The sequence below is a fragment of the uncultured Algimonas sp. genome (assembly GCF_947498175.1).
In the GTDB taxonomy this organism is placed as follows: domain Bacteria; phylum Pseudomonadota; class Alphaproteobacteria; order Caulobacterales; family Maricaulaceae; genus Litorimonas.
In genome coordinates this window covers 305102-331499 of sequence record NZ_CANMJB010000004.1, presented here as the reverse complement: position 1 = coordinate 331499, position 26398 = coordinate 305102, and the positions used below count along the sequence as shown (strand labels likewise).

The 26398-nt window shown below is 56.2% G+C and carries 28 protein-coding genes; 12 read left to right on the top strand and 16 right to left on the bottom strand.

Annotated elements, in window-relative coordinates; all coding sequences use genetic code 11:
• Window positions 1-43: 43 nt before the first annotated feature.
• Both Q0718_RS08635 and Q0718_RS08630 read right to left on the bottom strand, forming a co-directional pair.
• Complete coding sequence (locus tag Q0718_RS08635; RefSeq protein ID WP_298916409.1) at window positions 44-1744, bottom strand: arylsulfatase; 1701 nt, start codon at window positions 1742-1744, stop codon at window positions 44-46.
• Between the two features lie 111 nt (window positions 1745-1855).
• Window positions 1856-4420, bottom strand: coding sequence for a TonB-dependent receptor (locus tag Q0718_RS08630; RefSeq protein WP_298916406.1), 2565 nt, complete (start codon window positions 4418-4420; stop codon window positions 1856-1858).
• 274 nt (window positions 4421-4694) lie between these two features.
• Here Q0718_RS08630 and kdgD point away from each other — a divergent pair, with 274 nt between their 5' ends.
• The gene (kdgD, locus tag Q0718_RS08625; RefSeq protein WP_366523855.1) at window positions 4695-5627 is read left to right on the top strand and encodes a 5-dehydro-4-deoxyglucarate dehydratase; all 933 of its coding nucleotides are present in this window, start codon (window positions 4695-4697) and stop codon (window positions 5625-5627) included.
• 39 nt (window positions 5628-5666) lie between these two features.
• The gene (locus Q0718_RS08620; protein ID WP_298916400.1) at window positions 5667-6473 is read left to right on the top strand and encodes an NAD(P)-dependent oxidoreductase; all 807 of its coding nucleotides are present in this window, start codon (window positions 5667-5669) and stop codon (window positions 6471-6473) included.
• Between the two features lie 3 nt (window positions 6474-6476).
• Here the strand turns inward: Q0718_RS08620 and Q0718_RS08615 are convergent, their stop codons facing one another.
• Window positions 6477-7172: a FadR/GntR family transcriptional regulator gene (locus tag Q0718_RS08615; protein ID WP_298916397.1), complete on the bottom strand. Its 696-nt coding sequence runs from the start codon at window positions 7170-7172 to the stop codon at window positions 6477-6479.
• A 135-nt stretch (window positions 7173-7307) separates the two neighbouring features.
• Between Q0718_RS08615 and Q0718_RS08610 the strand changes: the two genes are divergently transcribed.
• The 8 genes from Q0718_RS08610 (at window position 7308) to Q0718_RS13695 (ending at window position 17995) form a co-directional block, all read left to right on the top strand.
• Window positions 7308-8294: a mannonate dehydratase gene (locus Q0718_RS08610; protein WP_298916394.1), complete on the top strand. Its 987-nt coding sequence runs from the start codon at window positions 7308-7310 to the stop codon at window positions 8292-8294.
• A 143-nt stretch (window positions 8295-8437) separates the two neighbouring features.
• Window positions 8438-9301 (top strand): SMP-30/gluconolactonase/LRE family protein, encoded by an 864-nt coding sequence (locus Q0718_RS08605; protein ID WP_298916391.1) that lies wholly within the window; start codon window positions 8438-8440, stop codon window positions 9299-9301.
• A gap of 1 nt (window position 9302) precedes the next feature.
• Window positions 9303-10664 carry an MFS transporter gene (locus Q0718_RS08600; RefSeq protein WP_298916389.1) on the top strand — a complete coding sequence of 454 codons (1362 nt, stop codon included), beginning with the start codon at window positions 9303-9305 and terminating at the stop codon, window positions 10662-10664.
• A complete protein-coding gene (locus Q0718_RS08595) occupies window positions 10661-12133 on the top strand; it encodes a sulfatase-like hydrolase/transferase (RefSeq protein WP_298916387.1) in 1473 nt (490 codons plus the stop codon). Before Q0718_RS08600 ends, Q0718_RS08595 begins: the two co-directional genes overlap by 4 nt.
• 143 nt (window positions 12134-12276) lie before the next feature.
• Complete coding sequence (manD, locus tag Q0718_RS08590) at window positions 12277-13485, top strand: D-mannonate dehydratase ManD (RefSeq protein WP_366523841.1); 1209 nt, start codon at window positions 12277-12279, stop codon at window positions 13483-13485.
• Window positions 13473-14456, top strand: a complete 984-nt coding sequence (locus Q0718_RS08585; RefSeq protein WP_298916381.1) for a sugar kinase — start codon at window positions 13473-13475, stop codon at window positions 14454-14456. Before manD ends, Q0718_RS08585 begins: the two co-directional genes overlap by 13 nt.
• 242 nt (window positions 14457-14698) lie before the next feature.
• On the top strand, window positions 14699-15706 hold the full coding sequence (locus Q0718_RS13700) for a formylglycine-generating enzyme family protein (protein WP_366523840.1): 1008 nt from the start codon (window positions 14699-14701) through the stop codon (window positions 15704-15706).
• A gap of 1272 nt (window positions 15707-16978) precedes the next feature.
• A complete protein-coding gene (locus tag Q0718_RS13695) occupies window positions 16979-17995 on the top strand; it encodes a tyrosine-type recombinase/integrase (protein WP_366523854.1) in 1017 nt (338 codons plus the stop codon).
• On the opposite strand, the gene Q0718_RS08575 is transcribed toward Q0718_RS13695, so the two are convergent.
• Together Q0718_RS08575 and Q0718_RS08570 are read right to left on the bottom strand one after the other, a co-directional pair.
• The gene (locus tag Q0718_RS08575) at window positions 17926-18201 is read right to left on the bottom strand and encodes a helix-turn-helix domain-containing protein (protein ID WP_298916376.1); all 276 of its coding nucleotides are present in this window, start codon (window positions 18199-18201) and stop codon (window positions 17926-17928) included. The genes Q0718_RS13695 and Q0718_RS08575 overlap by 70 nt on opposite strands.
• Complete coding sequence (locus Q0718_RS08570) at window positions 18198-18812, bottom strand: hypothetical protein (protein WP_298916373.1); 615 nt, start codon at window positions 18810-18812, stop codon at window positions 18198-18200. Before Q0718_RS08570 ends, Q0718_RS08575 begins: the two co-directional genes overlap by 4 nt.
• Window positions 18813-18898: 86 nt before the next feature.
• On the opposite strand from Q0718_RS08570, the gene Q0718_RS08565 reads away from it, so the two are divergent.
• The gene (locus Q0718_RS08565) at window positions 18899-19135 is read left to right on the top strand and encodes a hypothetical protein (RefSeq protein ID WP_298916371.1); all 237 of its coding nucleotides are present in this window, start codon (window positions 18899-18901) and stop codon (window positions 19133-19135) included.
• Window positions 19136-19492: 357 nt separating this feature from the next.
• On the opposite strand, the gene Q0718_RS08560 is transcribed toward Q0718_RS08565, so the two are convergent.
• The 11 genes from Q0718_RS08560 to Q0718_RS08510 all read right to left on the bottom strand — a co-directional run bounded on the left by Q0718_RS08560 (window position 19493) and on the right by Q0718_RS08510 (window position 25738).
• Entirely contained in the window at window positions 19493-19630 is a 138-nt protein-coding gene (locus Q0718_RS08560; RefSeq protein ID WP_298916369.1) for a hypothetical protein, read from the bottom strand.
• A 105-nt stretch (window positions 19631-19735) separates the two neighbouring features.
• Window positions 19736-20287 (bottom strand): hypothetical protein, encoded by a 552-nt coding sequence (locus Q0718_RS08555; RefSeq protein WP_298916366.1) that lies wholly within the window; start codon window positions 20285-20287, stop codon window positions 19736-19738.
• A gap of 72 nt (window positions 20288-20359) precedes the next feature.
• Window positions 20360-20785 carry a hypothetical protein gene (locus Q0718_RS08550; RefSeq protein WP_298916363.1) on the bottom strand — a complete coding sequence of 142 codons (426 nt, stop codon included), beginning with the start codon at window positions 20783-20785 and terminating at the stop codon, window positions 20360-20362.
• 130 nt (window positions 20786-20915) lie between these two features.
• Window positions 20916-21182: a hypothetical protein gene (locus Q0718_RS08545; protein WP_298916360.1), complete on the bottom strand. Its 267-nt coding sequence runs from the start codon at window positions 21180-21182 to the stop codon at window positions 20916-20918.
• A gap of 2 nt (window positions 21183-21184) precedes the next feature.
• Entirely contained in the window at window positions 21185-21619 is a 435-nt protein-coding gene (locus Q0718_RS08540; protein WP_298916357.1) for an HK97 family phage prohead protease, read from the bottom strand.
• A gap of 111 nt (window positions 21620-21730) precedes the next feature.
• Window positions 21731-22111 (bottom strand): hypothetical protein, encoded by a 381-nt coding sequence (locus Q0718_RS08535; protein WP_298916354.1) that lies wholly within the window; start codon window positions 22109-22111, stop codon window positions 21731-21733.
• Between the two features lie 204 nt (window positions 22112-22315).
• The gene (locus tag Q0718_RS08530; protein ID WP_298916351.1) at window positions 22316-22984 is read right to left on the bottom strand and encodes a hypothetical protein; all 669 of its coding nucleotides are present in this window, start codon (window positions 22982-22984) and stop codon (window positions 22316-22318) included.
• Entirely contained in the window at window positions 22971-23234 is a 264-nt protein-coding gene (locus tag Q0718_RS08525) for an HNH endonuclease signature motif containing protein (RefSeq protein WP_298916346.1), read from the bottom strand. Before Q0718_RS08525 ends, Q0718_RS08530 begins: the two co-directional genes overlap by 14 nt.
• Window positions 23235-23298: 64 nt before the next feature.
• Window positions 23299-23658 (bottom strand): hypothetical protein, encoded by a 360-nt coding sequence (locus tag Q0718_RS08520; RefSeq protein ID WP_298916343.1) that lies wholly within the window; start codon window positions 23656-23658, stop codon window positions 23299-23301.
• Window positions 23649-25166: a terminase TerL endonuclease subunit gene (locus Q0718_RS08515; protein WP_298916341.1), complete on the bottom strand. Its 1518-nt coding sequence runs from the start codon at window positions 25164-25166 to the stop codon at window positions 23649-23651. Before Q0718_RS08515 ends, Q0718_RS08520 begins: the two co-directional genes overlap by 10 nt.
• Before the next feature lie 236 nt (window positions 25167-25402).
• Window positions 25403-25738 carry a hypothetical protein gene (locus Q0718_RS08510; protein ID WP_298916339.1) on the bottom strand — a complete coding sequence of 112 codons (336 nt, stop codon included), beginning with the start codon at window positions 25736-25738 and terminating at the stop codon, window positions 25403-25405.
• A 51-nt stretch (window positions 25739-25789) separates the two neighbouring features.
• Between Q0718_RS08510 and Q0718_RS08505 the strand changes: the two genes are divergently transcribed.
• Window positions 25790-26068, top strand: coding sequence for a ChaN family lipoprotein (locus tag Q0718_RS08505; protein ID WP_298916336.1), 279 nt, complete (start codon window positions 25790-25792; stop codon window positions 26066-26068).
• The last annotated feature ends 330 nt before the right edge of the window (window positions 26069-26398 follow it).

Genomic DNA, 26398 nt, shown 5'->3' with positions numbered 1-26398 from the left:
AGGAATGGGTAAATCGCGAACTCGGACAGAGTAGGTAATAGAGCTACTTTCGCTTTCGACCTCCCCAATTGGTTCGAGCCTCCGTTTCCGGCCACTCGTCTACATAAGTGCGCTCTGCCCAACGATCCCACGCCTTGGCCATGGACCGCACTTTCTCAGGATCGCTATCAGCCAAGTCATTCAACTCCGTCGGATCGGAACCCATGTCGTAGAGTTCCCAATCACCCGCCAGACGCATAACGGCCTTCCAGCGTCCATCTCGAATGGCTCGATTGCCCTCATGCTCCCAAAACAGGGGTTCGCTCCTGTCAAGCACTCCACCTCTGAATGCAGGTGTCAAACTGATACCTTCAAAAGGAAGGATCTCCGTTCCGTTGCGCGTTTCCGGGTAGTCTGCCCCGCTCACATCGAGGATGGTCGGCATGATATCTATCACATGGGAGGGTGAGCGCTCGAAATGTCCACGCCTCTCTGGCGCAATGCCATTGGGCCAGTGAGCAATCATAGGCGTTGCTATCCCTCCCTCCGCAGTGAAATGCTTGAAAAAACTGAAGGGGGTATTCTGAAGCGTTGCCCAATTCATACCGACGAACACGTCGCTGTTCGGCCCACCGAGGTCATTGCCGATCGCACGTCCGTCAGGTCCGCTTTCGGCATTTCCACCATTGTCGGAAAGAATGAGGATCAGTGTGTTCTCTAACTGACCGGAATCCTCCAGATAATCGACAAGACGACCTACCGATTGGTCAAGACTGTGGATTGCACCGGCATAAACAGACATAATCGCGTCGAAACGCTCTTTTTCAGGTGTTGTGAGCTCCGACCACGACGGAACGTCGGGCAGGCGTGTTGGCAAAGCCGTATCTGGATCGATTAGGTTCATTTCTTTCTGTCGAGCGAACCTGTCCTCACGCAATTTGTCCCAACCTTGCAGGTAACGACCTCTGAACAGATCAATGTCTTCACTTCGCGCCATCACAGGAAAGTGGGGGGTGACGTGGGATAGATAGAGAAAGAAGGGCTGATCCGGAGAGCCCGCTTCCGCTATGAAATCGATGCCCCACTCCGTCCAAAGTTCGGTGCCGTACCAATTTTCGCCAAACATTTCGTCGGCTGTCGAGATCCTGTCACCGTCCAGTAGAAGGTATCCGCGGTTGTTCTCTTCAACACTCGGATGAGCGCGCTGTTCTGGAAAATATATTGCTCCATCGTGAGCTGACAGCGATCGCTCGAAGCCGCGATCCTCGGGAACTGAACCTGCGGCATAGGATAGGTGCCATTTCCCGCTCAGTGCCGTGAAATACCCCTCGTCCTGCAATATTTCGGCAATCGTTATAGAGCGTGGATGAAGCACGCCATGGGTGCCACGCGACTCTGGAAGGTTCATGCGATTTGCCAGATACCCCATGCCGGCCTGGTGCGGATTTAGGCCTGTTAGCAAGGCAGCCCGGGTCGGGCTGCACCTTGCATTGTTGTAGAACTGAGTGAAACGCAGACCATTCTCGGCAAGACGGTCGATATTGGGCGTCGGGATCTCCCCGCCATAGCTCGAGAAATCGGAATAGCCCATGTCGTCGACAAGTATGATGATTATGTTTGGACGGACATCACCCGAGTTCTCAAATCCTACAGTCGCATCGTTATGTTCGCTGCCTACCGAGTTGGTTAGCGGCGTGCAGTTCGTAAGTTGGAGGAACGCCAACACCAGAAAGCCGCCGAACACTGTTTGTAAGAACATTTTCATGATGGCTCTAGCCTGTAACTGAGGTCGGAAAACACATAGGAAACGATGGTCTTGTCGGCATGACGCTTCCTTTCACCTCAAAGTTCGTACTGCTGGCCGCTGTTGAAAGATTTAGAAACGGCCTCTCACGCCGAAGAAATACCGGCTTTCGCCCAGCGCATAGGAGTTCTGTAATATCGAGTTGCTGGCACTATATTCGTTGATTGCAGAATCGTCCGGCAAGAGGTTGATCGCTTTGAACGACAGGGACACGTTGTCAGTTAGGTCGTAGCCAAGCTGGAAGTCCAAGTTGCCAACCGCGTCGACGAAGTCTGGTCTACCCTGTGTAAATGAGAACGCCGCTTCGTCCCTGTAATTGTAAGCAAGCCTCGTGCTGAAACGACCTTTCTCATAGTACCCTATCAAGTTGAAACTGTTTTCTGAGTTGCCGACAACCGGCTGGGGGTCGCCGTTGACGTCGGATGCTTCTGCATCCGAGTAAGTGTAATTGGCAATCACACCAAAGCCGTCGAATGGAGCGGGCAAGAACTCGAAGGCCTGCTGGTAGACAAGCTCGAAACCGACGATCTCCGCACTTCCGACGTTACCAGGTCGGACCGAGCTTATCGGGCCAAGCGCTTCGAATCCCTCGAAAACCTGCTCGGTCGTTTCGTTAGCCACCAGATCCGAGACATCCTTGTAGAAGATTGCCGCGGAAAGGAGGCCGGCAGGCGCAAAGTAATACTCCAACGAGGCGTCCAATTGGTTGGCAAGGGTTGGCTCGAGCGCTGCGTTGCCCCCTGTCGCCGTAAAGTTAGCTTCGTTGATGAAGAGCGAAGGCGCCAAATCGGCAGTCGACGCTCGCTGCAATACACGAGCCGCACTGAATCTGAGCTTCAACTCGTCGTCGAGATCGAAAGCGACGTTGGCACTTGGGAGAAAATTTCCGTAGTCATTTTGATCGACAACAGGCGTGAGGGATCCGTCTGAAAGACGCGTGAAGGTTTCCACATTAAAGTCCGTATGAACGTAACGAGCGCCCAGATTACCTGCGTAAGGAATGGACCCGATACTGTTCTCGAAATCAACCATCGCGTAGACGGCCGTCGCCTTCTCCGACAAGTCGTAGTCGCGAGTCCGGTTGGGCGTGGCCGCGCCATTGGTGTAAAACGAAGACGGCAGGATCGGCAATATGGGATAGTCGGATGGTATTGACGCTCCTGTCCCTTCAAGCAAACCATTATTGACCAACGTAACGCCACTGCCGAATTCGCTGACCTCAAAGGCCGTGAACCTGTCCGAGAAAGCATTGAATGTGTTACCCAGATCTCGATAACGCCCCCCGACCTTCACCGCCTGGAAGAACCCTCCGTCGATCGAAACCTCGAGGTCGGCTTTTACTGCAGCTTCATCAAGTTCGCCAAAGGACGAATTGAGACTGGTTCGCAGAAAGTCGTAGTTCCCGATGTCGGCTACCGCCGCAGGGTCAGAAAAGACCAAGCTGGGAACAGCCCCGCCACGAAAGTCAAAGGACGCATCGAAGCTTCTGCTGATCAGAATGGGACTTTGGATCGTGGTGTCTACAGTCCCCTCACTGTAACTGGCCTCCGCACCGAACTTGATCCGTCCAGCCTCATAGTCCCCACCCAAGGCAAACAATCGGGTCTCAGTCGGTTGATTGCGCAGCGTATTGAGGGTCAGGAATTGACCACCGGAAACGTCCCCGGCGACGATGGCATTGCCGTCATACGCGGTCGGAGTGAAAGCATTCGCCCATCGATACTGGAATCCTGGCTGCTGGCGGTTCGTTTCCAAGGAAGCGAATAGGCCTTCCGCAAATAGCACAATGTTATCGGTAGCTTGAAGTTGGGCCTCGAGACTCACACCAAGTCGGGTGCGATCCGTGATGATGCGCTCCATACGGACCCGGTCTGGGCGGATATCGGTCATGCCGTCGCCATTGGTGTCGCCGACAGAAAAGTTCAGGAAGTTGTTCCGCTCGTTTGCATCTATGGTGGATGTGCGGCCGGAATAATCGACCGCGAGCAAAAATCCCAGGCGGTCATTGAAAAAGTTTCGCGCCGCGAAAAAGGACCCGGCGGGCTCGACCTTGTCCGACCCGTCCGAGTAAACGCCTTCCAGACTGAACCCAATCGCTGGCTCGACGAAATCGAAGGGCGAAGGCGTGACAAGATTCACAACTCCCCCGAGCCCGCCCTCGACTTGATCAGCTTGCGGAGATTTTATGACCTCCAATCTGGAGAACACCCCCGAAGGTACAATGTCCAGACCCGAGGAGCGTCCAAGACGCTCGTTTTCAGGAGGGGAAACCTTTATGGAATAGCCGAGAATGGTTCGGCCATCCACCGATACGCGAACTTGCGGCAATCCCCGAATGGAGACCTCCTGACCCTCGCCAAATGTCCGCGTGATCTGCACGCCAGGGATCCGTTGGAGCGCCTCCGCTACGTTTTCATCGGGAAGTTTTCCGATATCCTCTGCAGAAATTGCATCAATGAGTTGCGTCGCGTTGCGTTTTACGTCGATCGAGTCGGCAACCGACTTTTTTATGCCTCGAACAATGATTACGTCGGAAGACGCCTCTTCCTCGACCGGCACATCCTGAGCAACCGATGGGCCGGCTAGAGCCATTGCAGACGCGCCCAGTAAAAGTGCAAGCTTACACGATTTCGACATATTGATCCCCTAGTAGCTTCAGCTCATTGGCATGAAGGCAAATGCCGCCTGACATGTTTTTTATCATACAACTATATCTATAACCGTTTTTCTGCGTCAACCTCATTTTTTTATTTCTGTTTTAGTAGTTGAAATCGCTCTATTATTTGAATTTTTTTGCGTCGTCGACCTTTCCGCATACCTTAAGATGGCTTGACCATCCAACAGCTATGGATAGAGATGTATTACAACTTGTTAGTGGTTGTGAAGCTTGTTGGTATCTGGCGGGGACGTGGTGGATTTAGAAGAGTTAAAAAACACGATTGGCAGCGGCTTGCTGTCCTTTCCTGTGACTGACTTTGCAGCCGACGGCTCTTTCAGCGCCGACAGTTACGCAAGACGTATAGAATGGATGAGCAGCTTTTCGATTGCTGCACTTTTCGCAGCCGGCGGTACAGGCGAACTGTTTTCGCTGGGATGGGAGGAGTACCGCGCGGTCGTGAAAACTGCTGTGGATGTACAATCCTGCTCTGTACCGGTGATTGCCGGTGTCGGGTACGGAACCTCCATGGCCATCGAAATGGCACGTGCGGCCGAGGCCGAAGGGGCGGATGCCATTCTCCTTCTGCCCCATTATCTTGTCAGCAGTCCGCAAAACGGCCAGGCGGAGCATGTCAGGAAGGTCTGCGAAGCGATCGACATCGGAGTGATATACTATGCCCGAGGACAAAGCCGGTTGTCTGCTGAACAGCTGGAAGCATTGGCCGGCCAATGCCCGAACCTGATTGGATATAAAGACGGTTTCGGAGATCTCTTGAATCTGTCTAAAATCGTTAGCCGCTTAGGCGATAGACTTGTCTATGTCGGCGGCGTTCCTACCGCAGAAGTTTTGGCAAAGCCGTATATGTCGGCTGGCGTCACGACCTATTCGTCTGCAGTGTTCAATTTCGTGCCGGAGATTGCGATCATGTTTTACGACTCAGTAGCGACCGGGAATCAAACTCTCGTCGATGACCTTCTAAAGTCGTTCTTCCTACCATTCATAGACCTACGGGACCGGTGCCCCGGTTACTCCGTGAGTTTGGTCAAGGCGGGGGTGGGGTTGGTAGGTCATCCAGCCGGCCCCGTCCGCCCACCATTGACGTGTCCAAACGTGGACGAAGTGGATGAGCTGGAAGGCTTGATACAAATCGCTAAGGCTCGGATGGCCGCTATTGTCGAGGAATAGCTATATGCATGTACTTCTTGTGGATAAGCGATCGGTATAATGACGAGCCTGGATAGCACGCATCGGGATGTGGGAAAGGTGTTGATGACCGGTGCGTCTGGCCGCTTGGGGCAGATGATGCATTCCCGCTTGTCCGAGATGTTCGACCTGACCCTCACCGATGTCATTCCTCCGCCCGACCTTTACCATGTGCCGATCGAGATTGCAGATCTGGCTGATGCAGACGCGGTCGATGCGCTTATGGCGGGTGTGGACACCGTCGTCCATTTGGCCGGCACTTCCAAGGAAATGTCCTTTGCGGCAACCAAACGTGCTAACATCGATGCGGTGATCAACCTGTACGAATCCGCTCGCCGAGCAGGCGTAAAGCGTGTCGTATTTGCGGGTTCACATCATGTGGTCGGATACTACTCGACAGATGAGTTCGTCGAGGTGAAAGATCCCGTAAGGCCGGACAGTTTCTATGCCGTCACCAAATGTTTTGCCGAGGCCATGGCATCACTCTACTTCGACAAGTTCGGTATCGAAACGGTAATGCTTCGGATTGGGTCGTGCACGGAGGCACCCACCGACGCCAGAATGCTTCGCACCTGGATCAGCCCGCGCGACATGACCAATCTCGTGATCAGATCGCTCCTATCTGCCGATGTTTCATACAAGACGGTTTTTGCGGTATCCGACAATCCAGGGAGACTATGGGCTTTGGAGGATGGCCGGTCATTGGGCTGGACGCCTCTGGATAGCACCCAAGGTTTCGATCTTTCATCCGAAGCTGCAGAAAGACCGCATTATGACGAATATCATGGCGGCGTGTTTACCACGCAGGTTCCGCCGGACAGCGTTTGAACCTCAGGTCTGCGGCGACGTCAGACGCCACACACGATATCTTCGTTGGCTTCCTTCCAGGTGGTGCCTCATTGCGGCCGCCGCGGCTTCCGAGTCCCCTTCAGCGATCGCAGCTGAAATCGCAGCATGCTCCTTTGTGATCAGAGCCATATAGTCCTGATCGCCGGATCTCTGGAGTGTCTTGGCCCCCAGCACACGCCTAGGAATGAGAACGGCTTCGAGCCAGAGCATGAACTCAACAATTCTCTTGTTTGATGTCGCCTCGGCAATCGCTCTATGAAACTGGAAATCCTCGCGCGACCCAACGCTTCCGGATTTGACGGCGACAACAAAGGCATGTTCTGCAGCCTGGATTTTGAAGAGAGACGAATCCGTCCTCCGAAGCGCGGCGAGCCGAGCGTTCTCGACCTCGATAGCCAACCTCAGCTCGATTACGTCAAGCACATCACCTATGCGCTCGCTACTCAAGTCCGGTAGATCTATACGCGGTTCGTCGGTCTGCGATGCCAGGAACATTCCACTCCCACGTCGACTCTCAACCAGCCCCTGGGCTTTCAGGTTGGCGATCACCTCCCGAATGACGGTTCGACTGACCCCGTATCTGTCACAGAGCTCCTGCTCCGTAGGAAGTTTGTCTCCAGGTTCGAGCTTGGCATTGCTCAACCAATTGAGAAGTTGTTCCAGAACGGATGTGCTCATGGGCACACCGGGACGCCTAGATATTTTCGATAGTGATGCAGCCATCCCGTTGTAACTTTCTCTTGAACGAATTTGTCATACACATTATCGCATAACAGGATATGTGGATTCAGAAACGGTGTGCGTAAAAGCCTTATGAAACTTGGCATGCAGTTAAGTCGAAAGCAACTCAATCGGTTCGGCGTCGACTATCTGGCTCAACTCCGCCAATTAGGGGTCGTCGGTGTGTCTCTTGACCCCGATGTTTCCGGTCACGATTGGACGATAGAAGCGGTTGAGAAAATGCAGGCTCTCGCAGACTCCTACGGTCTTGAACTGATGATGATGCAACTGCCTCTCCCTTCGTCCCCCATAGAACAAGCTCCCTTCCCGAACATCATGTTGGGGCGGGATCCAGAACGAGATCGCGAGATCGACTCCATCTGCCATATCCTAGAAATCCTTGGCATTTGCGGTGTGCGTACGGCACGCTACAATCTGAACATCCTTGGCATTCCGCGAACGCGTGCCGTTTCGGGACGTGGAAATTCAAAAAACGCTGCATTTAGCCTGAAACATAGTGACACCGAAATCCGCACCTTGGCCGGACGTGTCGACGAAGACACATATTGGGAGCGCATCACCTACTTTCTGGAAAGAGTAGTGCCTGTCGCAGAAGCGAACGAGGTCCGGCTGGCATGCCACCCACATGATCCGTGCACACCGGCAGGATTTCGAGGCGTCGATGCCGTTCTGGGATCGGTCGAAGGCCTAAAGCGCTTCGTAGAGATATGTCCATCTCGCTATCACGGCATAAATTTCTGCCAGGGAACCATCGCGGAGAGTCTGGAAAACCCTGCGCGTGAGATAGATGATGTCATCCGATGGTTCGGTTCGCGTAAGAAGATATTCAATGTTCACCTCAGAAATATCCGGGGTGGCAGATATGACTTTATAGAAACCCTCCCTGATGATGGCGATATGGATCTTCTTGAAAGCCTCAACATCTACCGAGAAGTTGGCTATAGCGCGCTGATTATGCCCGACCATGTACCGGAGATCACAGGGCGGGCTCCCGAAGAGACTGCATTCGCTTACTCGCTAGGTTACATGTCGGGATTACTACATTCTATAAACAGATAGGTTTTCTTAGTTGCTAAGTTGTATGACTTATTTTAGGCGAGATTGAAGCATATGTCGCGCTGCACCCGGCCCGTCGAAGCCAGGAAGTGACTGAAAATGTGGCAAGGCCTGTGATCCAAAGCGAACTACTATATGATTGCCGCATGCAAGTAGGCGAGAGTCCGCTCTGGATCGCAGACAAAGGCTCCCTGTACTGGACAGATATTCTTGCCAAGAAAGTTTTTCGCTCGGCAAAAGGTGCGGACTGGCAAACATTTGACAGTGAGCAAGCCATTGGTTGCTTCGCGCGTTCGCGCGACGGTAGTTTCATCGCTGCAACAGAAAACGGATTTGCCAAAATGCGACTCGAGAAGTCGCACGTCGTCCTGGAAACAGTCGAGCCTTGCTTGGCCGACGACCCGGATAGTCGGATGAATGACGGACGTTGCGATCGTCAGGGGCGTTTTTGGGCTAGCAGCATGTCTTGGCGCCCATCCATCGACCGGCTTTCCGGGAAGCTGTATCGTCTCGACGCGGAAGGCACTGCGTCTCCGGTCGTCCACGATCTCATTATCCCGAACGGACTCGCGTTCAGCCCAGACGGTAAGACGATGTATCTTTCCGATAGTCACCCAGCTGTTTCCACGGTCTGGGCATATGAGTTCGATCGCGATGATGGAACTCCGCATTGCCGTCGCGTTTTCCTGGAGATGGGCGGTTCGCTCGGGCGCCCCGACGGCGCCACCGTCGACGAGGACGGCTGTTACTGGGTGGCGGCGACCGACGCCGGGCGCATTCTGCGTGTAACACCTACGGGTGATATCGACCAGGTGATCGAAGTTCCCGTGCCCAACCCTACAATGCCATGCTTCGGCGGCACATTGCTGGAAGAGCTCTTCATAACATCGGCGCGCAAGCAATCGGTGGATGATGGTGATCGTTACGGTCCGTCGCCAGACGGCGGAATCTTTCACGTCGCCACGCCATATAAAGGGGTCCCCGAAGATCTCTACGTCGGGGGAACATAGCTTGTCCAAATCACCAAAGCTTAAGGAGAAAATTGCCTGGGGTATCGGAGGAATGCCCGAAGTGTTTTATGTCTGGGGCGTCCAGCAATTGATCTATCCCATCTACAATATCGCGCTGGGCTTGAGCCCCGCACTGATAGGAATTGTCATCGGCATTCGAACACTTTGGGACGCTTTCACCGACCCCTTTATGGGGCACCTTTCGGACCGTCTGAGAACGAGGTGGGGCCGCCGCAAGCCTTTCATGCTTGTGGGGATTTTTGCGTCGGCTTTCGCGTTCGTTGCTGTCTGGTGGGCCCCTGCAGCGCTTCCGACGTCGGCTTTGTTCAGCTACCTGCTCGTGTCGTTGCTAATATTCACCACCGCTTCGACAATATATTTCGTGCCCTACCTAGCCCTAGGCTACGAGCTGACAGACGATTTCAACGGCCGGACCGCACTGCAAGCCTATCGCTTCGCCTTTATGAAGATCGGGTCTTTCGCCGTACCCTGGTTGTATTTCATAACCCAGTTAGACATTTTCGAAAGCACTATTGCAGGAATGCGCGCGCTTGCCATCGGTGCGGCCTGTCTGTTCCTCGTTTCCGGTCTGTGCGCAACACTGTTCGTCAAGGAGGACCAAAGCCGAACGATAAAGCGAAACAAAATCGGCTTCATGACCGTGTTGAAGCAAGTCGGGACCAACAAGACGGTCCTGCATTTTCTTACAATCATTCTGCTACTCGGTCAGGGCGTCCAGATCGTGAACAGCCTAAGTCTGTACGTGATTATTTACTACATTTTCGATGGCGATAAACAATCCGCTGCAGCGCTGTATGCAACGGGTAATTCCGTATATTTCATAGCGTCCTTTCTAGCCATTCCTGCGACGGCCTGGCTGGCTAAGAGGATCGGAAAGGTCCGAACCTTCCAAATATCGTGCGCAATCGTCTGCGTTGCCTCTCTTTCCAAGTTCTTTTTCTTTTCCCCAACAATGCCTCTGCTGATATTCATTGTGTACCTTATGATGGCGCCAGGCATGTCGGGGTTCAACCTATTGAGAGCGTCGATGGTCGCAGACTTAGTCGACGAAGACCAATTCCAACACGGGGAACGACGCGAAGGCGTGATCGCTGCGATTGACCAGTGGAGTTTCAAGGTCACAGCGGCTCTGGCCCTCATGCTTACCGGACTAATTTTGCAGCTATCGGGCTTTGATGCCTCAGCGGGCGCTCAGACCGAAGCGGTCACCACGCGTTTGCGGATAATGTTTTCCGTGATCCCCGCAGTAGGAGCCGCCATGTCATTCCTTATCGCGATTACCTACCCTCTGACAGAGCGGCGTATGAATGAAATTCGAGCCCACGGAGATATAAAGGTATGACAATCGATCGTCGGAATTTCCCGGGGACACTTGCTATGCTGGCCATGGCTTTGCTGGCTGCCTGTGTCAATTCCTCCTCCACGAAAACAGACACTGTGACGGCAGATTCTTTGGCAGCAGAGTCTTCGATAGCCGCTAAGTCGCCGCCCAACTTCATCTTAATTTTCACGGACGATCAAAGATGGGACGCCATCGGGTACAAAAATCCCATGGTCGTCACACCGAATATGAATGAGCTCGCGGCCTCTGGGATCAGGTTTGACCAAGCTATCGTCACGACTGCGGTTTGCAGTCCAAGTCGAGCAACGCTGCTAACGGGTCGTTACGCCAGCGCTAACGGCGTTCTGAACGTCGATGAATCGTTCCTGAATGAAGATGAGATCTGTGTCTCCGAACGATTGAGAGACGCTGGATACGAAACATCGTATTTCGGTAAATGGCATCTGAAGAGACCCGCTACACCTGAACAATGCGGATTCGACCGAGCGCTATACTTCGAAGGGATCGAGTCCTACTTCGACACGAACCTGATACAGAACGGGGAACCCGTTTCGACGTCGGGTTATCTCGAAATGAACATGGCGGGCGAGATTTCGGATTACCTGCGAGAGCAGGCCCGGAGTGACCACGGAGGTAAGCCGTTCTTCATACACTACAGCCCTCTGGCCCCTCATATGGACCGGAATTTCGCGTGGCCGAACACTGAAGAGACGCGACGAACGTATGAGTCGCTAGACCCACCTATTCCCAATACCTGGGACTCAAATCTCGAAGGAAAGCCGGGTTATCTGGCGACTTCGAGATCGCGTCGACGCGCGATCGAAGTCTATGGTTACGAAGATCCTGAAGCCGTACGACAGCACTTCCGCGACTACTACGGAGCCGTGACCGATCTTGACAAGGCGGTCGGACAGATCCTGGATACACTCGAGCAAACTGGGCTGGACAGAAACACATACGTCATCTTCATGGGAGACAATGGCTGGCTCATGGGCGAATACAAGATGACCAGTAAGCTCTTGGCTTACGAAGCTTCGATCAGGGTACCTTTAATCATCGCTGGACCCCAGATCGATGACGGCCAGATTTCCGGGGCACTTGTCACAAACGCCGACATCACGCCGACATTGCTTGATCTGGCCGGGCTCCCAGTCCCGGTCGTCATTCATGGATCTTCTCTGAAGCCGTTAATGAAAGACGGCGTGCGAGAGTGGCGGAGTTCAGTCCTGTACGAGGCGCCTTCCTCACAGCATGAAGTTAATCCCATCCGTTCGCTCAGAACCCATGATTGGAAATACATCCAGACACACGAACTCGGCAATCTAGGGAAGGTAATCTTCGAGGAACTCTACGATCTGTCACAAGACCCAGACGAAACAACGAACCTCGCGGAAGAGCAAGCTTTACGCGATATTAAGGTATTGCTTCGCCGTGAGCTAGACAACGAAGTGATCAGAACATCCGAATGATTCCACTGAATACCTGAATGGCGAGCATCCCGCTTGCTGGCGACCGACCCGGAATGACAATAGGATGCATCCGAACGGACGACGTAGCAGGTCGGGTGAATGGCCTCGATAATTAGGGTAAAAACCGATCCGGATCCGACAAAATGAAGATAACAAACGCCAAAGTCATCGTCTGTTCACCAGGTAGAAATTTCGTGACGCTGAAGATCGAAACCGATCAGGGTTTACATGGTATTGGTGACGCGACTCTGAACGGGCGCGAATTGGCAGTGGCGTCCTACCTCGAGGACCATGTCGCCCCGCTTCTTCTTAACAGTGACCCTCGGCGTATCGAAGATACGTGGCAAAGGCTCTATCGTGGTGCGTATTGGCGTCGGGGCCCCGTAACGATGTCGGCCATTGCAGCCGTCGATACAGCACTCTGGGACATAAAAGGCAAAATGGCAAACATGCCGGTTTACGAGCTTCTGGGCGGTGCGTCGCGCGATGGCGTAATGGTCTACGGCCATGCGAACGGCTCTGGGATCGAGCATACGACGGACGAAGTCGGAAAGTATGTTTCGCTCGGTTACAAAGCAATCCGAGTGCAGTCAGGCATACCAGGTGTGCACGGTGCCTATGGAGTCGGCCGGGGACAGATGTATTATGAACCGGCCGACGGACTCATGCCGACGGAAACCATATGGGACACTGCGGCATACCTTCGATTCGCCCCCAAACTGTTTGAACGCGTCAGAGAAGTCCACGGCTCGGAAATCCATCTCCTGCACGATGTTCATCATCGTCTGACACCCATCGAAGCCGGTCGCCTCGGTAAAAGCCTTGAACCATTCGATCTGTTCTGGATGGAAGATTGTACGCCTGCTGAGAATCAGGAAGGCTTCCGATTAGTTCGCAACCACACGACGACGCCTCTCGCTGTAGGCGAAGTTTTCAATAGTATTCACGATTGTAGAACTCTGATAGAAGAACAGCTTATAGATTTCATCCGCGCGACAGTCGTCCATGCGGGAGGCATCACGCATCTCCGGCAGATCGCCAATCTTGCGGCGCTATATCAAGTTCGCACCGGCTCCCACGGCGCGACAGACCTGTCGCCAGCCTGTATGGGCGCTGCGCTGAATTTCGATCTATGGGTGCCGAACTTCGGCATTCAGGAATATATGAGGCACACACCGGAAACGGATGAAGTATTCCCGCACGCCTACTCCTTCTCGGACGGTTATCTACACCCAGGAGATGAACCGGGCATTGGCGTGGATATAGACGAAGATCTGGCCGCAAAATATCCGTACTCTGCTAAGCAGCTTCCAATTGCCCGGCTGAAAGATGGCTCGATGTGGAACTGGTAGCCGTAAATCCCTCCACCCCATCTCCGAGCATCGTCTTATTGGGCGAAGCCATGATAGAGTTGACCCATCCTCACAAGGGAGAGGTACAACTGTCTTACGGTGGAGACACGCTGAATACTGCCGTCTACCTAGCGCGCCTTGGCCTGGCACCCCATTACATTACCGCTCTTGGACATGATCCGTACTCTGATGAAATGCTGCATCGGTGGGAGAACGAAGGCATCCAAGTCGGCCACGTGCTTCGACACCCCACCCGTTTGCCCGGCTTGTACGCCATCCGGAACGAACATGACGGGGAAAGATCCTTTTTTTATTGGCGAGGTAAAAGTGCTGCGAAATCCTATTTTTCGCTGCCCGGTCATGAGACCGCCATCGAAACAATGAAACAAGCCGATTGGTTATTCCTGTCTGGCATAAGTTTATCCATTTTTAATGCGTCTGCCCAAGACCTTATCGTATCGATCAGCAGAACGGTGAAGCAGAGAGGCGGACAGGTTGTCTTTGATCCAAATTTCCGCGCCAAAGGCTGGCACAATGTCGAGAAAGCGCGAGATGCGTTCGACCGGGTCATTTCCAACACGACGCTCGGTCTGCCGACTATAGATGACGAAAACTGTCTACACGGAGACATGGCGGGCCATCGACACGCGTCGCGGTGGCACGACCTAGGTGTTCGGACCGTCGTTCTCAAATGCGGCGCAAGAGGAGCGACGGTCTACGAGGACGGCAAAGCTCCCAACCCTGTACCCGTAATTTCGCAGATACAACCTACGGATACGACCGGCGCAGGCGACAGTTTCAACGCTGCCCTAATCGCCTCGCTCGTCGAAGGCTCGAGCCTGGTAGATGCGGCAAGGTCGGGAAACGACCTGGCAGGACAAGTCGTCCAGCACAACGGCGCCATCATTCCAGATCGCCACATGCCCCTCATGGTCGGAAAAGCTGATTACCATCAGTGCGGTATCGACTAGAATATCGACATGAATCCGACCGATACCTCAAACCGAATAGTGTTTGCCATCAAGCGACAGATGGCAATCGGTCGGCTACGCTCTACGGAGGCACGACTGTCAGACCCTCCGGCCACCATTTTTTTGATGGGGCATTTTATTCCGCTATCGATTACATCGCCTGAAGACGACCGGCATGGTAAAGCCTGCTTTATCCAATGGGCATTTTCACGTAATAATCCACTGCGCGAAGCTTTATCATAATGCCACCGCTCCATGATCGCCGGAAAATTATTCTGGCCTCTTCGCTGGGGCTGGCCGCTGCCATTGCCTGCACTGCTTGTTCCGATCGTGCCGCACCTGTCCAATCGGAGCCGGCTTCCGTTATACCACTGGTGGAAACGGAATGGGTATCCATTGCGGGCGATTGTTTCCAGATGGGCGATGATCGGACATATCCTGAAGAAGCGCCTGTCCACACCGCTTGCGTCAGTGACTTCGAGATCGGATCAACAGAGGTCACAAATGCTCAATTTGCGGCATTCGTTCTAGCCACCGGTTATCTCACACGTGCTGAACGGGGTTGGCGAAGTGACGAACCAGATGGACCCGGTGTCGACTTACCACCCGCTTCCGCCTTGTTCACTCCGCTTGCTGCCCGACCTGACACTCCGCTGAGCTGGTGGAGCCTACAGCCAGGCGCTTCATGGCAAGCTCCCGAAGGTTCCGGCAGCGAAACCTCTCCGAACTATCCGGTCATTCATGTGACACGGGCAGATGCCGAAGCTTATGCCACGTGGGCTGGAGGAAGATTGCCAACAGAAGCCGAATGGGAATACGCTGCACGCGGTGGGCTGGATGGATCGCTATGGAGTTGGACCGAAGCAGAGGATCGCTCCCGCGACAAGAGGGCCAACGTTTGGCAGGGGCTGTTTCCAATTGTGGACGAAGGGCGGGACGGCTATTCGGGACTAGCTCCGGTCGCCTCTTATCCTCCAAACGGATACGGTCTGTACGACATAGTCGGGAATGTCTGGGAATGGACGGCGACACCCTATGCCGGTTCGCATGACCCGAACGCCCGCCAGCTTGCCGGAACGAGCGGGGCCGATCCCTCTCGACCGGGTATCGCCGTCGGTACGATCAAAGGCGGCTCGTTCTTGTGTTCCACGTCATATTGCGTTCGATTTCGGCCAGCCGCGCGTCAAGCGCAGGATCTCGCCTTTGGTACATCGCATATAGGCTTCAGAATTGCTCGGTCTGTGCCTTGAACAGGCACATTTTAAACTTCAACGTCTACTCGCTTTCGTCTAAAACCAGGGTTCGCAAGACGTGACGAGGGTGGAAGACCCTCGTTTTGCCAACATCATTAACTACGTCATTTCAGCGTGGCGGTCTTGGGAGTGGTCGAGGCCTATACGCCCGAAGGCGGCGAGCGGCGCTGGGTCTAGACCGACAAGATACCCTAGAGTGGGGGTTTCAACTGACAGCGTATCATCGTGGTTTTCACCCTCTTTGAACATACCCCGACTGCCCATCCCCGTCGGGACAATCCTGCTAACGCTCGTTACGACTACGCCATCGGCCGAGATCAAGCACCGGGCCGAGCACGTCTGAGACCGCGACTGGCCTAAAGCATTTACTGTTAAAGTATGACTGCACATCCCTTGATGTCTGAAAAAACCTCGCCTCTGGCAAAGACATAGCCCCGTTTTTGATGGCAGTGAACGGCCATAGAGTCGTGCGCCATCACGACAGGTGAAGCTTGATCCAAGGCGGTAACACGTCGATTTTTGTGCAAGATTGCATGCTATAATTCTTGCCCGACCAGCGTTCATATCTGAACAGGTCACCAAGTCGAAACATCTGTGGCTTGCGGTGCCAGACCAGCCGGACGTAGCGTGTTAGAATGCCAAGAAGCATACAAAACTCAGACAATTTTTTCCGGTGTTATTTTGTCATGAATGGCAGCAGGTCACGCAATTTTTCGACGCCTTTGGATGACTTGGTGATCGCCTGCAACACCGGATTTCAATCACGCATCGAGCTCAGCATAGTGGTAGAGAACATTTCCGCCGTGCTTGCGGTAGTTGGTCCAAATCCCTTCCCAACTGCGCCGTGCCATGTGGGCGCACTTATTCCAGTAATTGGTTTAGTGGTTGAAGGTGCCACAATTGAGCTTTGCAGTGTGACACAGAAACGAAATGATCTTTTGCTAACTCTTTGATATATCTTAATTCATGAAAAAGGCACCGTGCCTCTTCTGAGATTCATGCTGTTACAGTCCTACTCAAACTGCCATGTGCCACAAGTAGCTGTTTTCTTGTGCTACAATTCGTTGCTTGATTATCTTATCATTCTGTTTTAGAATAGTTTTTTCATGCGGCATCGTGCCGTGTGGGGGCACCATCCTTTCCGTTGGATGGGCGACGTTCTTCTATTGTTTTTCCTTTACCCCCGATTTGTTCAGATTTGGGAAGGTCACGGAAGGTTCGTGACCCATCGGTTGCCAGCGTCGTTACGACGTGATTACTACCGTCAGCATGGCGACGTTCGTTCAAAAGGGTGGGAAGCGGCAGGCGCAGGTCGCGCTCCGCGTCAATGGCAAGTCCATCCGCAAGGCCAAGTCGTTCCGCAACAAGCGCGAAGCGCAGGTTTGGGCGCGGGAGTTTAAGGCTGGAATAACTGGCGGGACCGACAGCAGTGATACGATGCGGCAGGTTTGCGAACGCTCCGCTGGCAAGAAGGGCGCACGATGGGAGGTCATTCGCCTCGACCGGTTCGCCCGCGATGAGATTAACGGGAAACCCTTGGGCGACTTCGTTATCAGCCAGATCACCACAACGGACTTGATAGCTTGGCGCGACATGCGGCGCGGCAAAGTCGCAGACAGCAGCGTCAACAGGGAGTTGAACCTGCTCCGCAACGTCTTCCGTGTCGCATGGAAGGAATGGCAGCTGATCCAGTCGTCCCCCATGGACGATGTGAAAAAGTTCGCCGATCCGCCCGCAAGGGATCGTCGCGTCCTGCCGGATGAAATCGACACGATCAGTGGCCTGCTCGACCTCGACCGTGAACCATGGGTAAGCAAGAAACAGATCACCGGTGCGGTCTTCCTGTTCGCTATAGAAACGGCCATACGCAGCAGCGAGATTTTGCGGATGCGAAACCGGGACATTCAGGACAACGTGGTCCACCTTCCCGATAGCAAGAATAGCAAGCCGCGTTTCGTGCCTTTGACGGCGCGGGCGAGAGAGATTGTGGCCAAGGTCCGGGGTGACAGGACAGCCCCGAACGACCACCCGTTCCTGATCAGCGATGCCGACAGGGATTCGGTCTTCCGCACGGCCAGAGACGCAAGCGGGATCGAAAACCTCGTCTTCCATGACAGCAGGCATGAGGGCATAACCCGCTTGGCGCGGGTCTTCGTCAATCCCTTGGATTTGCAGCGCGTGACGGGTCATAAAAACCTGAACCAGCTCCTTGTCTATTACGAAACGTCGCCGCAGGAATTGGCCGAACGGCTCAACTCCGCGACTTCCAAGGATGAAATGCGATAGGGCGATCCGTCGCCGGCAGAGACGCGCGTAAGGATGCTTTCGCTGATCCAGCGCCGGATTGTCTTATCCGTCTTGCCGAGCCGCTTTGCGACCTCTTGAACGGTCAACCAGACTTCCGGCTTCTTGGTCGCGCCGATAGCTTCCAGCACAGCGCCGTGGACTAGCGTCTTGAGGTCGTCAGGCGACATAACAATCAGCTGAGTCATCGGCCCTCCCCTTGTTCGCTAGCAGGCAGCATTTCCTCCCACGAAACGCCTTCGCGGCGCTCAAGGTAGAAAGGGACATGGACCCGCAACAACTCGGACGACGCCAGCCCCCGCATTTGTCGGATGCCTAGCAATTCGCGGCGATCCTGCTCTAGTTGCGCCTCGGTCTTATCGACGGTGCGGAAGAAGGCTTTTCCTATGATTTCGCCTTGTCCGAAAAACTCGATACGCGCCGTCCGGGCATTCTCGTGGACCTCGACATAAGGCGAGCCGTCATAGATATCGGATGCGAAGAAGGCGGTTAGCGCGTCCTCGATTGTCGTGCCTTCTTGGATATTGTAAGCGTCCGGGAATGCTCCGCTAGACCGGTCTGCGACACATTGAAGGCCACGGAACCGCTCGACTCGCTGAACAGCCTTGGCCGGTTTATCAGTTGCCAGCAGGGCGAGTGTCAATAGCGCGGCGTCTTCAGGACGGGCAGCGGGGGCATGTCGCCCTCGCCCCTTCGGAATGTATCCTGCTTCCTTTAGATGCCGATCATAGAGCGCAATTGTCTTGCGTTCGATTTTGTATGCCTCTGCCAGCAGGTCGATAAGCGTAGCCGATTTCATGTCCATCGCGTAACACGCGCTCGACCCTTGCGCAACCCTCCAATGCGTTTTACACAGTGGACGCCTACTCAACTAAGGAGATCACTATGAAATGGCACGTCAGAGCGTTTATCGACAATCCCGGCATGGCCTATGACCCGGCCCCGCTGCACGAATACGACGATGAAACCGAGGGCTTCATTCCAGCCGTCGGTGACATTCTTTGGGAAGATCGGGGAAAACCGGCGCACAAGGTCGTTGCGCGTCACTTCGACTATTCGGGCAAGCGTTGTGCCCTTCAAGTCGAAGTCTGCGAAGACGCCTCGCCGCGCTGGCTTTTCTAAGTAGGTGTCGAGCCGTCAGAGTATTTCCGGCGGCTCAATTCCAACCTTGCTATAAAGGTCCAAAAGGTCGCGCCTCAGGTGTCCGCCGACGTATCCCATGCTGGACCGCAAATAATCGGCGCTGTTCTCATCTGAACCCGAAAGCATAAGCAACGCCCGGCATGACTCCGCAACGCTATGCAACTCGACCTCGAGCGTGAGGGGTGAAATTTCCTTCGGCGCGCTTATGCTGCACGATCCAGAAACGCGCGCTGCTCCGGTGTCAGCATCGACATGCGAAGGCTTTCAACGTCAGCCTTGATTCCATCCAATCGGCCCAAAAGATTTTTCCTCCACAAGGCCGAGGGCCACAGCTTCTTATTGGCAATTCACGCCGTCGATCATGATGAAAATGCGTGTAAGGTCGCAGGCTTCGGCCAGCTTATCTTCTATATCGCCAAGGCGATGGGACGGCTTTTCAGCAGGCGGATTCGTGGTAGGGGTTTTGTCAGTCATTGGTCGCTCCAGTTAAGCGGTTAGTGATAAGGCGGGCGGGGTGTTGACGCACCCCGCTTCGCCGTTCCGTCATGCCCGCGATCCGGGCACAATGTCAATGTGTCGTCATTTCGCCCAATCGACCAGCCGCATAGCCTCGCCCATGTCAGCGCCGCTTTCCTTCGCCGCCGTCATGGTATCGACCAGCGCTTTGGCCGCTCGAGCGCGCCCGCCCGTGTCGAAGGCTTGCAAGGGACGCTCGACATTAAGCGTGACGATTCCGCCCAGCTTTTCGGATGCTTCCTCCGCGATCATCCCGGCGATGGGCGATAGCGTCCATTGCGCGAGGTGGCGTTGCGCCTCCCGGATCATGGGGCCGGTCGTGGCCCGGTTGAGGATGCCGTGAAGGATGCCGAACGCCATAGCGATTTGCTCCAGCGCCTGATCCAGCGTCTTGTCCATAAGCGCCTTGGAGAGATCGGGCGTAAGGTCGTTTGCACGCCAATCCTGCACCGGGGCCGGTCCGCCCGCAGCCGAGACGTTGACGCTTTCGCGCACCTGCACTCGCCCCCGCGTCCCGCGAAAGCCCCTCGCCAGTTCGGACAGGTCCGCTTCCGGCGTTTTAGGGAATGGAACGATGCTCGAGCCTAGTGGGGCGTCGCCGTAAATCTCGACCATGGCCCGCTCGATGACTTGCAGCAGATCAGCCGACAGGCTGGACCGTTTGAGCGGGGCCGTGCCGGTCCAAGGCTAGATTGCGTCCGCACCGATGCGGAAGTGCAGCACTTCACCCGCCAAGGCCGTTACGGTGCGACCGCCGCCCGTATCGGGAAGCGTCAGCCGGTAAGCAGTCGGGACCGATAACCGCGTGGTCAAGTCCCAATCCGATGCCGGAATCAGCACGTAGTCCGCCATGTAGAACAGGGCTTCGCCGCGTAGCGCGAACATGCGCCCGATGATGCCGAGCGTGCGATGGGTCAGCAAACCCGTGCTGGTCACGTCCGCAACCGACAACCCGTTTTCCCAGAGCGAAACCGCACCCTGGACGGTCGCAGTCAGTTCCGCCGTGCCGTTCGTGCCCGTGATGTAGGCCGTCCGGGCGTAGATCATTTGCGACGTGTAGCCCCCGCTAGATGCAGAGCGGATTTCCGTTTTCTTCTTGAATTGCCAGATCATTTGAGCCTCCGATAGGGGCGCAGCAGATCAGCCGCCCCGCTATTTTGCAGGGCGCGGGCGGTATGCGCCGCGCTCCGAGAATAGGATTCCTGAATGGCCCCGCCCATATTCACCGAATAGGACGACACGCTTACGTGGTCGTCGTCATCCGCAAGGTATGCCGCCAAGCGCCGTCATTCCACCGCTCCGCCTGCATGGCCGTTACAGGCGACAAGGGCGGGGTCCAATCGTCGCCCGTGTCTCCCTCGACCGTCCACGTCACGGTGCGATCGGTGCAGCGCGTCCAGGTGTAAGCCTCGATGTGTTGCCAGACCGCCGCCGGGTTCACTCCAGCCGGGGCTGTGGCAGTTGGATAGCTGGCCGGGATTGCCTCGTCTTCTTTGCGAAGTTCTATCATGCCTAAGCCCTCCACCGTTGGCGCGCCGGGATGACGCGACGGGGCACGGGGCAGTCCGCAGACCAGTTCCGGGCCTCGATTTGTGCCGTAGGGTAGGCTGCACGGGTCACAGCCGAGATTTCGGCCAGAGCCGCCGCCGTGATGGTCCGATGAACGGTTTCGCCCATCCGCGTCACGCGCTCGCCGTCCGGGTCCACACGGAACCCCGGCGACAAGCTCCGGATCAGCCCCGCACTATCCGCCGCGAGAAAGTCCCGTGCCCATGATGTTTGACCTGCCACGGTCGCCTCGATGACAAGCGCGTCGTCATCGCTCCGCACGGTCAACGTGCCGGCGCTTCGACTGGCCAGCGGTTTCTCGAAGTCGTGGCCAGCGAGGAAGTGAAGTTCCTCGCCAGAGTTTACGCGCGACGTAAACGCCCCGCGCGATGGTCTCAAAGTAACCCGGTGCAAGTTCCGTCCGGGTGTCATAGGGGAAGCGGCCCGCTACGCGGACGGCTTCACCCTCTTGGCGAACCTCTAAGCCGCCTTGCAGACCGCCCCAGAGCATTATTGCAGACCCGTCAGGACTTCCAGCTGCACGCCTCGCGCAACCGTCACATCCATGGTCGTCAGGGCCGTCAGGCGCAACTGGCCGGACTTGGCGTCCGAATAGGGGTCGCGGATAAGGTCCACCGCTCCCCATATGCCGCAGAAGATCGGCGCAACGCCGTTGGTCGCGGTCGTCAGCAGCGCCTTGGACGCCGCCGGATCACCCGCCGGGGCCGTGAGGCCGTTCGTTGTCAGCACCGTCTGGCCAATCTTGGCAACAAGGCGGTCCCACTCCGACGTGGCCGTGCCCGTGATAAGGTCGTCGTCTATGTTGTCGAAGATTTCAGGGCGCAGCAGCAGGTTCACGGCTTTAGCCGAGTTTGCCGCGTTTGCCGTCATGAAGCGCACCACAGCAGCGCGGAAGGCCGCGTAAGACGCCGCAGCGTCCACAGCCGTTTCCGTGATGCCGTAGGTCGATGCGCCCGTGATGACGCCCAGCGGTTCGCCGGATGTGCCAGAGCCCAGGAAGATAACCCACCCCGTCTCTTCCTTGATTGCCGCCTGAATGTCGCGTCGGATGGATTGCTCCAGTCCAGCCCCGGCTTATTTCAGCGCCTTCCGCGTGATTTTCATCTGCACGCCAAGCATCTGATCCGGGCGCATACGAAGGTCCACCGTCGTATAGGCTTGCGGCCCCGGAACGTCGCCAGTTTCGCTATCAGCCCAGCCGGGTTGCGCCCCGCCGGTCGCGACAGGGTATTCCACCTCGCCAACGCCGACGTTGATCATCTGGCAACCCATTTGCGTGGCGCTCGAGCCTGCAAAGATGCGGTCGATTGTCGGCATAGTGCGGATAGGATCAGGAACGCCGCCCGCCAGCGTTTCACCGGCCCGGGTTTCCAGCGCCTCGAGCGGAACCGGGATGCCTTGAAAGCCGCCTGCATTGCGAAGTTCCTGCACGACTTCCGCCGTCACGCCGTCAATGGTCGCGCCCGTGTCCAGCGCCGCCGCGACTTGGCGAACCTCGAAACCGGACGCCATGTCCGCCCATTCCTTGTCAGAACGGGTCTCGAGTTCCGCACTGGCTTCCCGGCGCTCATCGTCTTCCGAGATCAGGGCCGCGCGGTATTGGGCTTCCTTGGACCGGTATTCCGTATCCAGTTCGCCAATCTTGCGCACCTCGTCATCGGACGGGTTTTCGATGTTTGCCAGCTCCGAAAGGGACTGGCGGATTTCCGAGCGTCGCAGCTCGAGTTTCTTAGATGTCAGCATGATCATTCTCCTTATGCGTGACAGGGTTTCGCTGCATGTCGCGCCATTGTTGGCGCTTTGGAGTCAGCGGTTTATGGCCGACTTCAATTCTTGTTTTCCGGGTGTGGCAGAGGCCGCAAAGGCATTGCAGGTTGTCCAGATCGTTAGCGAGTTCTGGATGCGTCCGCACCGGCTGGATATGATCGACCTCGAGCCGCTTATGCGTGCCGCAGACGACACAGGCCCAGCCGTCATGGTCCAACGCCTGCATCCGCAGCGCCTTCCACCGAGGGCCGCGCGTCACGCGCTTGGAGTGACGGATATGTTCAACCCGCCTACTCATTGGAGTGGACCTGCATTTCGTAAAAGATAACCTTGCCAGCCGGGGCCAGGCGCGTCACTTTCTCCGTCCGGTATTCCACCCCGCCCAGAAGCAGCTTGTCAGAGGTATCAGGGACAATTCCCAACCCCTCGACGGAAACCAGCACCCGATTATCGGTCAGCGCCGTCTGGCCACCTGCGAAGGCTTCCAGATCCACAGCAACCGATGCCAGCAGCACTGTCGCAGGGTGCGGCACATCTTCACCGGGAATGGGTTCCCAGAACGCATTCTCCGTTCCCTCGCCGGGGCGAAGGATGGTAGCCGTTTGGCCATGTTTCGCGATCAGTCGCGACGCTATGGATTTCAGCCCCATGCGAACCTCCCTGTTTTAGCCGCAGGGCAGCCCATGATGCGCGCGCCTTCCGCGACGGCCAGCACGGCCGCACAAGCCGCGTCGATCCGGCCCATGCTCCGCCCCTTCACAATCTTGGAATTGCCCGCCGGGTCGATTTGCACCGCCGCCTCGCCCATGGCGTGATGCAGTAGATAGTTCGTTCCGGTGTGGACCTTGCCGACGAAGACAGACCGCCGGAACCGTTCCACGTCTTTCCCGCCGTCCCGGAAGCCCATGCCGCGCCAGATAACGGGCGCGCGGTTGCCAATAGCGTCCAGCCCGTCCGAGATTTCGGATTGCTTGAACCGGTCACAGACGATTGCCGCCATGGTTTCGCCGTCCAGTTTGGCCAGCATGACCCGCAGGAATTGCTCGAGCGGGACCGTGCGCTTGCCCATCAGCAGCAGTTCCCCACGCTTGTGCATGGTCGAATACAAGTCGCCTACCGCGTCGGACTGGCCGCGCGCCTCGAGCCTCGGTTGCGTGCCGAACGCGCCGAACGCTTCCAGCCGTCCCGTGTCGGGCCACAGGAACGCCACCGCCGTCATGGACGCCGATTGGCCTTGATCCAGTCCGATGACGACAGAGCCTTGCCGTGGGGGCAGGTCGTCCGTCTCAAGCGCAAGCCATTCGTCCAACGTGATTAGCGCGTCCCGGTTGTCTTCCTGCACCCGCTCGTTGCGGAACAGCAGACGGGATTGGGATAGGGCAGAGCCGCCGCGCTCCATGGCTAGCGCCGCGTCCTGTTTTAGCCGGGTCAGTGTCGGGCCGATCCCATGCTTCGCGCCGGGATTGGCGATCAGCAGACTGGCCTCGTCGTCCACGGGCAGACCGGGCGTAGGCCGATGCTCTTGGCGATAGACGCCGGGTGCGTCACGATCCAGCCAGAGGGAAAGCGGGTGCATATCATTGCTGGTCGAGGTCGATATGATCAGCACCTTGCCGTCACGCTTGGACGCGCCGGTCAGCAGCGCGCCCTCGAGCGCGTCACCAGCAGACAGTGCCCAATGGCCGCGCTCGTCCAAGATGCAGAGCGTCGGACTGGAACCTAGCGCAGACTTGCCGTCGGCAGAGATTGCCTTGAGCATATGCGGGCCGTTGGCGTCGTCATACTGGATTTCAAAGCGGGGTTGCCGCCGGATCGTAAACTTGGCCTGTTCAGTTTCGCTAAGCGTGGCGATGAAAGACACGACGTAGCGCCACGCGATCTTCGCCCGTTCTTGCGTCCGGGCCGCGATAATGATTTCGCGCTCTGCTTCGCTCGACCATGCCCCGCACAGTTCCCCCAGACCGAGGATTGCGGACAGAGCCGACTTGCCGTTGCCGCGCCCCACAGACAGAACGCCAATGTTGACGCCGGAGGCAAAAGTGCCGTCGATGAACCGGTTTTGATACGGGGCCAGCTTGATCGGCTTCCCAGCCATGCGGCCAGTCGGAACCGATAGGGTCTTTGCGAACCGCTTCACCAGCGTGGAAGGTTTAGCCATTGGGCAGCCCTCCCGTGTGTGTGTAGAAAAACAACTCCCATCGTCGGTCCCACCCTCAAAAGAAAACGGGGGCATTGGGACCATTTGCAAGGCGTGCTGCCACACCCCACCGCGAATGCGCTGCATGGCCACACCACACCACCCACCCTCTAAAGGGGGCGGGGTGGTGGTGAGGCAGTGTTGACGGGGGGCGTTTGCCACACCTGCCACACCGGGCTTATTAAGTGGTGAGGCAATCATGCGCGATGCTTTCCAGTGACCTCAATATGAGGCCGCTTGTTGCGCTTGCCGTCGTCCAGATGGACGGTCCTGATCACCCCATTGGCCAGCCATGTCTTGAGCATGGTCTTGAACCGCGACCGGGCGTGCTTGTCGTCCATGCTAAGGCCCAAATGATCCGCGACCACATGTCCGGCCCAGTCGGGCGATTGGTCACTCGCACGCCGTGGCGTGATGGCCAGCGCGTCCAGCATGGCGTTGGTATCGTCCACCGTCATGTCGCTAAAAGCGTCCGGCCATTGCCATGGGTCCAGCTGGCCGATGTTGTCGCCATTGGCCATATCGACGCTCATTGCGGCCTGATCGCGCCCGAGATGGCGGCGGGCATGATCGAAGCATAACGTTTGCGCGACGCGACTTTCGCCGCACGCACGCTGGAGGCCCACGCGGCCTCGCCGGGGCCCGCGCCCGTCGTGCTGATCGCCGGATCCGGTCATGCTCGCAAGGATCGCGGAGTCCCGCTCTATCTGTCGCGGGTCCAGCCCGATGCGCGTGTCAGGGTAGTCGGATTCATCGAAGCGGGCACGGCAAAGGATCCGGGCCTCTATGACGTGATCCGAGTCACGGATGCGGCGCAGCGCGACGATCCTTGCGACGGGTTTGTAAGGCAGTCGGGCGCGTGATTCCGGCAAGGTCCGAAAGCATTCGATTTGCCTGAAATATGGCCTTTCAAAAATGCTATCCACGGATCAGTCGCTGCGTCACGGGTTCATCGTCAATCCAACCTCGACATGAGAAGTCCAAAGGGTGCGACACAGGTCCAGGGCAGACCGCGGCGAAGTGCATGAATATCACGCACCGACCTGCTGCAGGTAGAATGAGGATTCATCTGCCGATCTGCTGCTTATCGCCGCGCCGCGCTGTTTGGAAATGTGGATGATGGAGACGGCGATAGCATATCAGCCAAAACTCGGAGCTGATATGCGAGGCGCTTTGTATATCCGGCTCCGAAA

Bases quoted from the DNA above. Each gene is read 5' to 3' on its own strand.
- Q0718_RS08510 (WP_298916339.1), bottom strand. From the start codon at position 25,738: ATGAGCGTCGATATGGCCAATGGCGACAACATCGGCCAGCTGGACCCA.
- Q0718_RS08545 (WP_298916360.1), bottom strand. From the start codon at position 21,182: ATGATAGAACTTCGCAAAGAAGACGAGGCAATCCCGGCCAGCTATCCA.
- Q0718_RS08530 (WP_298916351.1), bottom strand. From the start codon at position 22,984: ATGCTGACATCTAAGAAACTCGAGCTGCGACGCTCGGAAATCCGCCAG.
- manD (WP_366523841.1), top strand. From the start codon at position 12,277: ATGAAGATAACAAACGCCAAAGTCATCGTCTGTTCACCAGGTAGAAAT.
- Q0718_RS08515 (WP_298916341.1), bottom strand. From the start codon at position 25,166: ATGGCTAAACCTTCCACGCTGGTGAAGCGGTTCGCAAAGACCCTATCG.
- Q0718_RS08570 (WP_298916373.1), bottom strand. From the start codon at position 18,812: ATGAAATCGGCTACGCTTATCGACCTGCTGGCAGAGGCATACAAAATC.
- Q0718_RS08610 (WP_298916394.1), top strand. From the start codon at position 7,308: ATGAAACTTGGCATGCAGTTAAGTCGAAAGCAACTCAATCGGTTCGGC.
- Q0718_RS13695 (WP_366523854.1), top strand. From the start codon at position 16,979: ATGGCGACGTTCGTTCAAAAGGGTGGGAAGCGGCAGGCGCAGGTCGCG.
- Q0718_RS08575 (WP_298916376.1), bottom strand. From the start codon at position 18,201: ATGACTCAGCTGATTGTTATGTCGCCTGACGACCTCAAGACGCTAGTC.
- Q0718_RS08560 (WP_298916369.1), bottom strand. From the start codon at position 19,630: ATGACTGACAAAACCCCTACCACGAATCCGCCTGCTGAAAAGCCGTCC.
- Q0718_RS08555 (WP_298916366.1), bottom strand. From the start codon at position 20,287: ATGGTCGAGATTTACGGCGACGCCCCACTAGGCTCGAGCATCGTTCCA.
- Q0718_RS08520 (WP_298916343.1), bottom strand. From the start codon at position 23,658: ATGGGGCTGAAATCCATAGCGTCGCGACTGATCGCGAAACATGGCCAA.
- Q0718_RS08550 (WP_298916363.1), bottom strand. From the start codon at position 20,785: ATGATCTGGCAATTCAAGAAGAAAACGGAAATCCGCTCTGCATCTAGC.
- Q0718_RS08535 (WP_298916354.1), bottom strand. From the start codon at position 22,111: ATGACGGCAAACGCGGCAAACTCGGCTAAAGCCGTGAACCTGCTGCTG.
- Q0718_RS08595 (WP_298916387.1), top strand. From the start codon at position 10,661: ATGACAATCGATCGTCGGAATTTCCCGGGGACACTTGCTATGCTGGCC.
- Q0718_RS08620 (WP_298916400.1), top strand. From the start codon at position 5,667: ATGACGAGCCTGGATAGCACGCATCGGGATGTGGGAAAGGTGTTGATG.
- Q0718_RS08630 (WP_298916406.1), bottom strand. From the start codon at position 4,420: ATGTCGAAATCGTGTAAGCTTGCACTTTTACTGGGCGCGTCTGCAATG.
- Q0718_RS08615 (WP_298916397.1), bottom strand. From the start codon at position 7,172: ATGAGCACATCCGTTCTGGAACAACTTCTCAATTGGTTGAGCAATGCC.
- Q0718_RS08565 (WP_298916371.1), top strand. From the start codon at position 18,899: ATGAAATGGCACGTCAGAGCGTTTATCGACAATCCCGGCATGGCCTAT.
- Q0718_RS08605 (WP_298916391.1), top strand. From the start codon at position 8,438: ATGCAAGTAGGCGAGAGTCCGCTCTGGATCGCAGACAAAGGCTCCCTG.
- Q0718_RS08525 (WP_298916346.1), bottom strand. From the start codon at position 23,234: ATGCAGGCGTTGGACCATGACGGCTGGGCCTGTGTCGTCTGCGGCACG.
- Q0718_RS08635 (WP_298916409.1), bottom strand. From the start codon at position 1,744: ATGAAAATGTTCTTACAAACAGTGTTCGGCGGCTTTCTGGTGTTGGCG.
- Q0718_RS13700 (WP_366523840.1), top strand. From the start codon at position 14,699: ATGCCACCGCTCCATGATCGCCGGAAAATTATTCTGGCCTCTTCGCTG.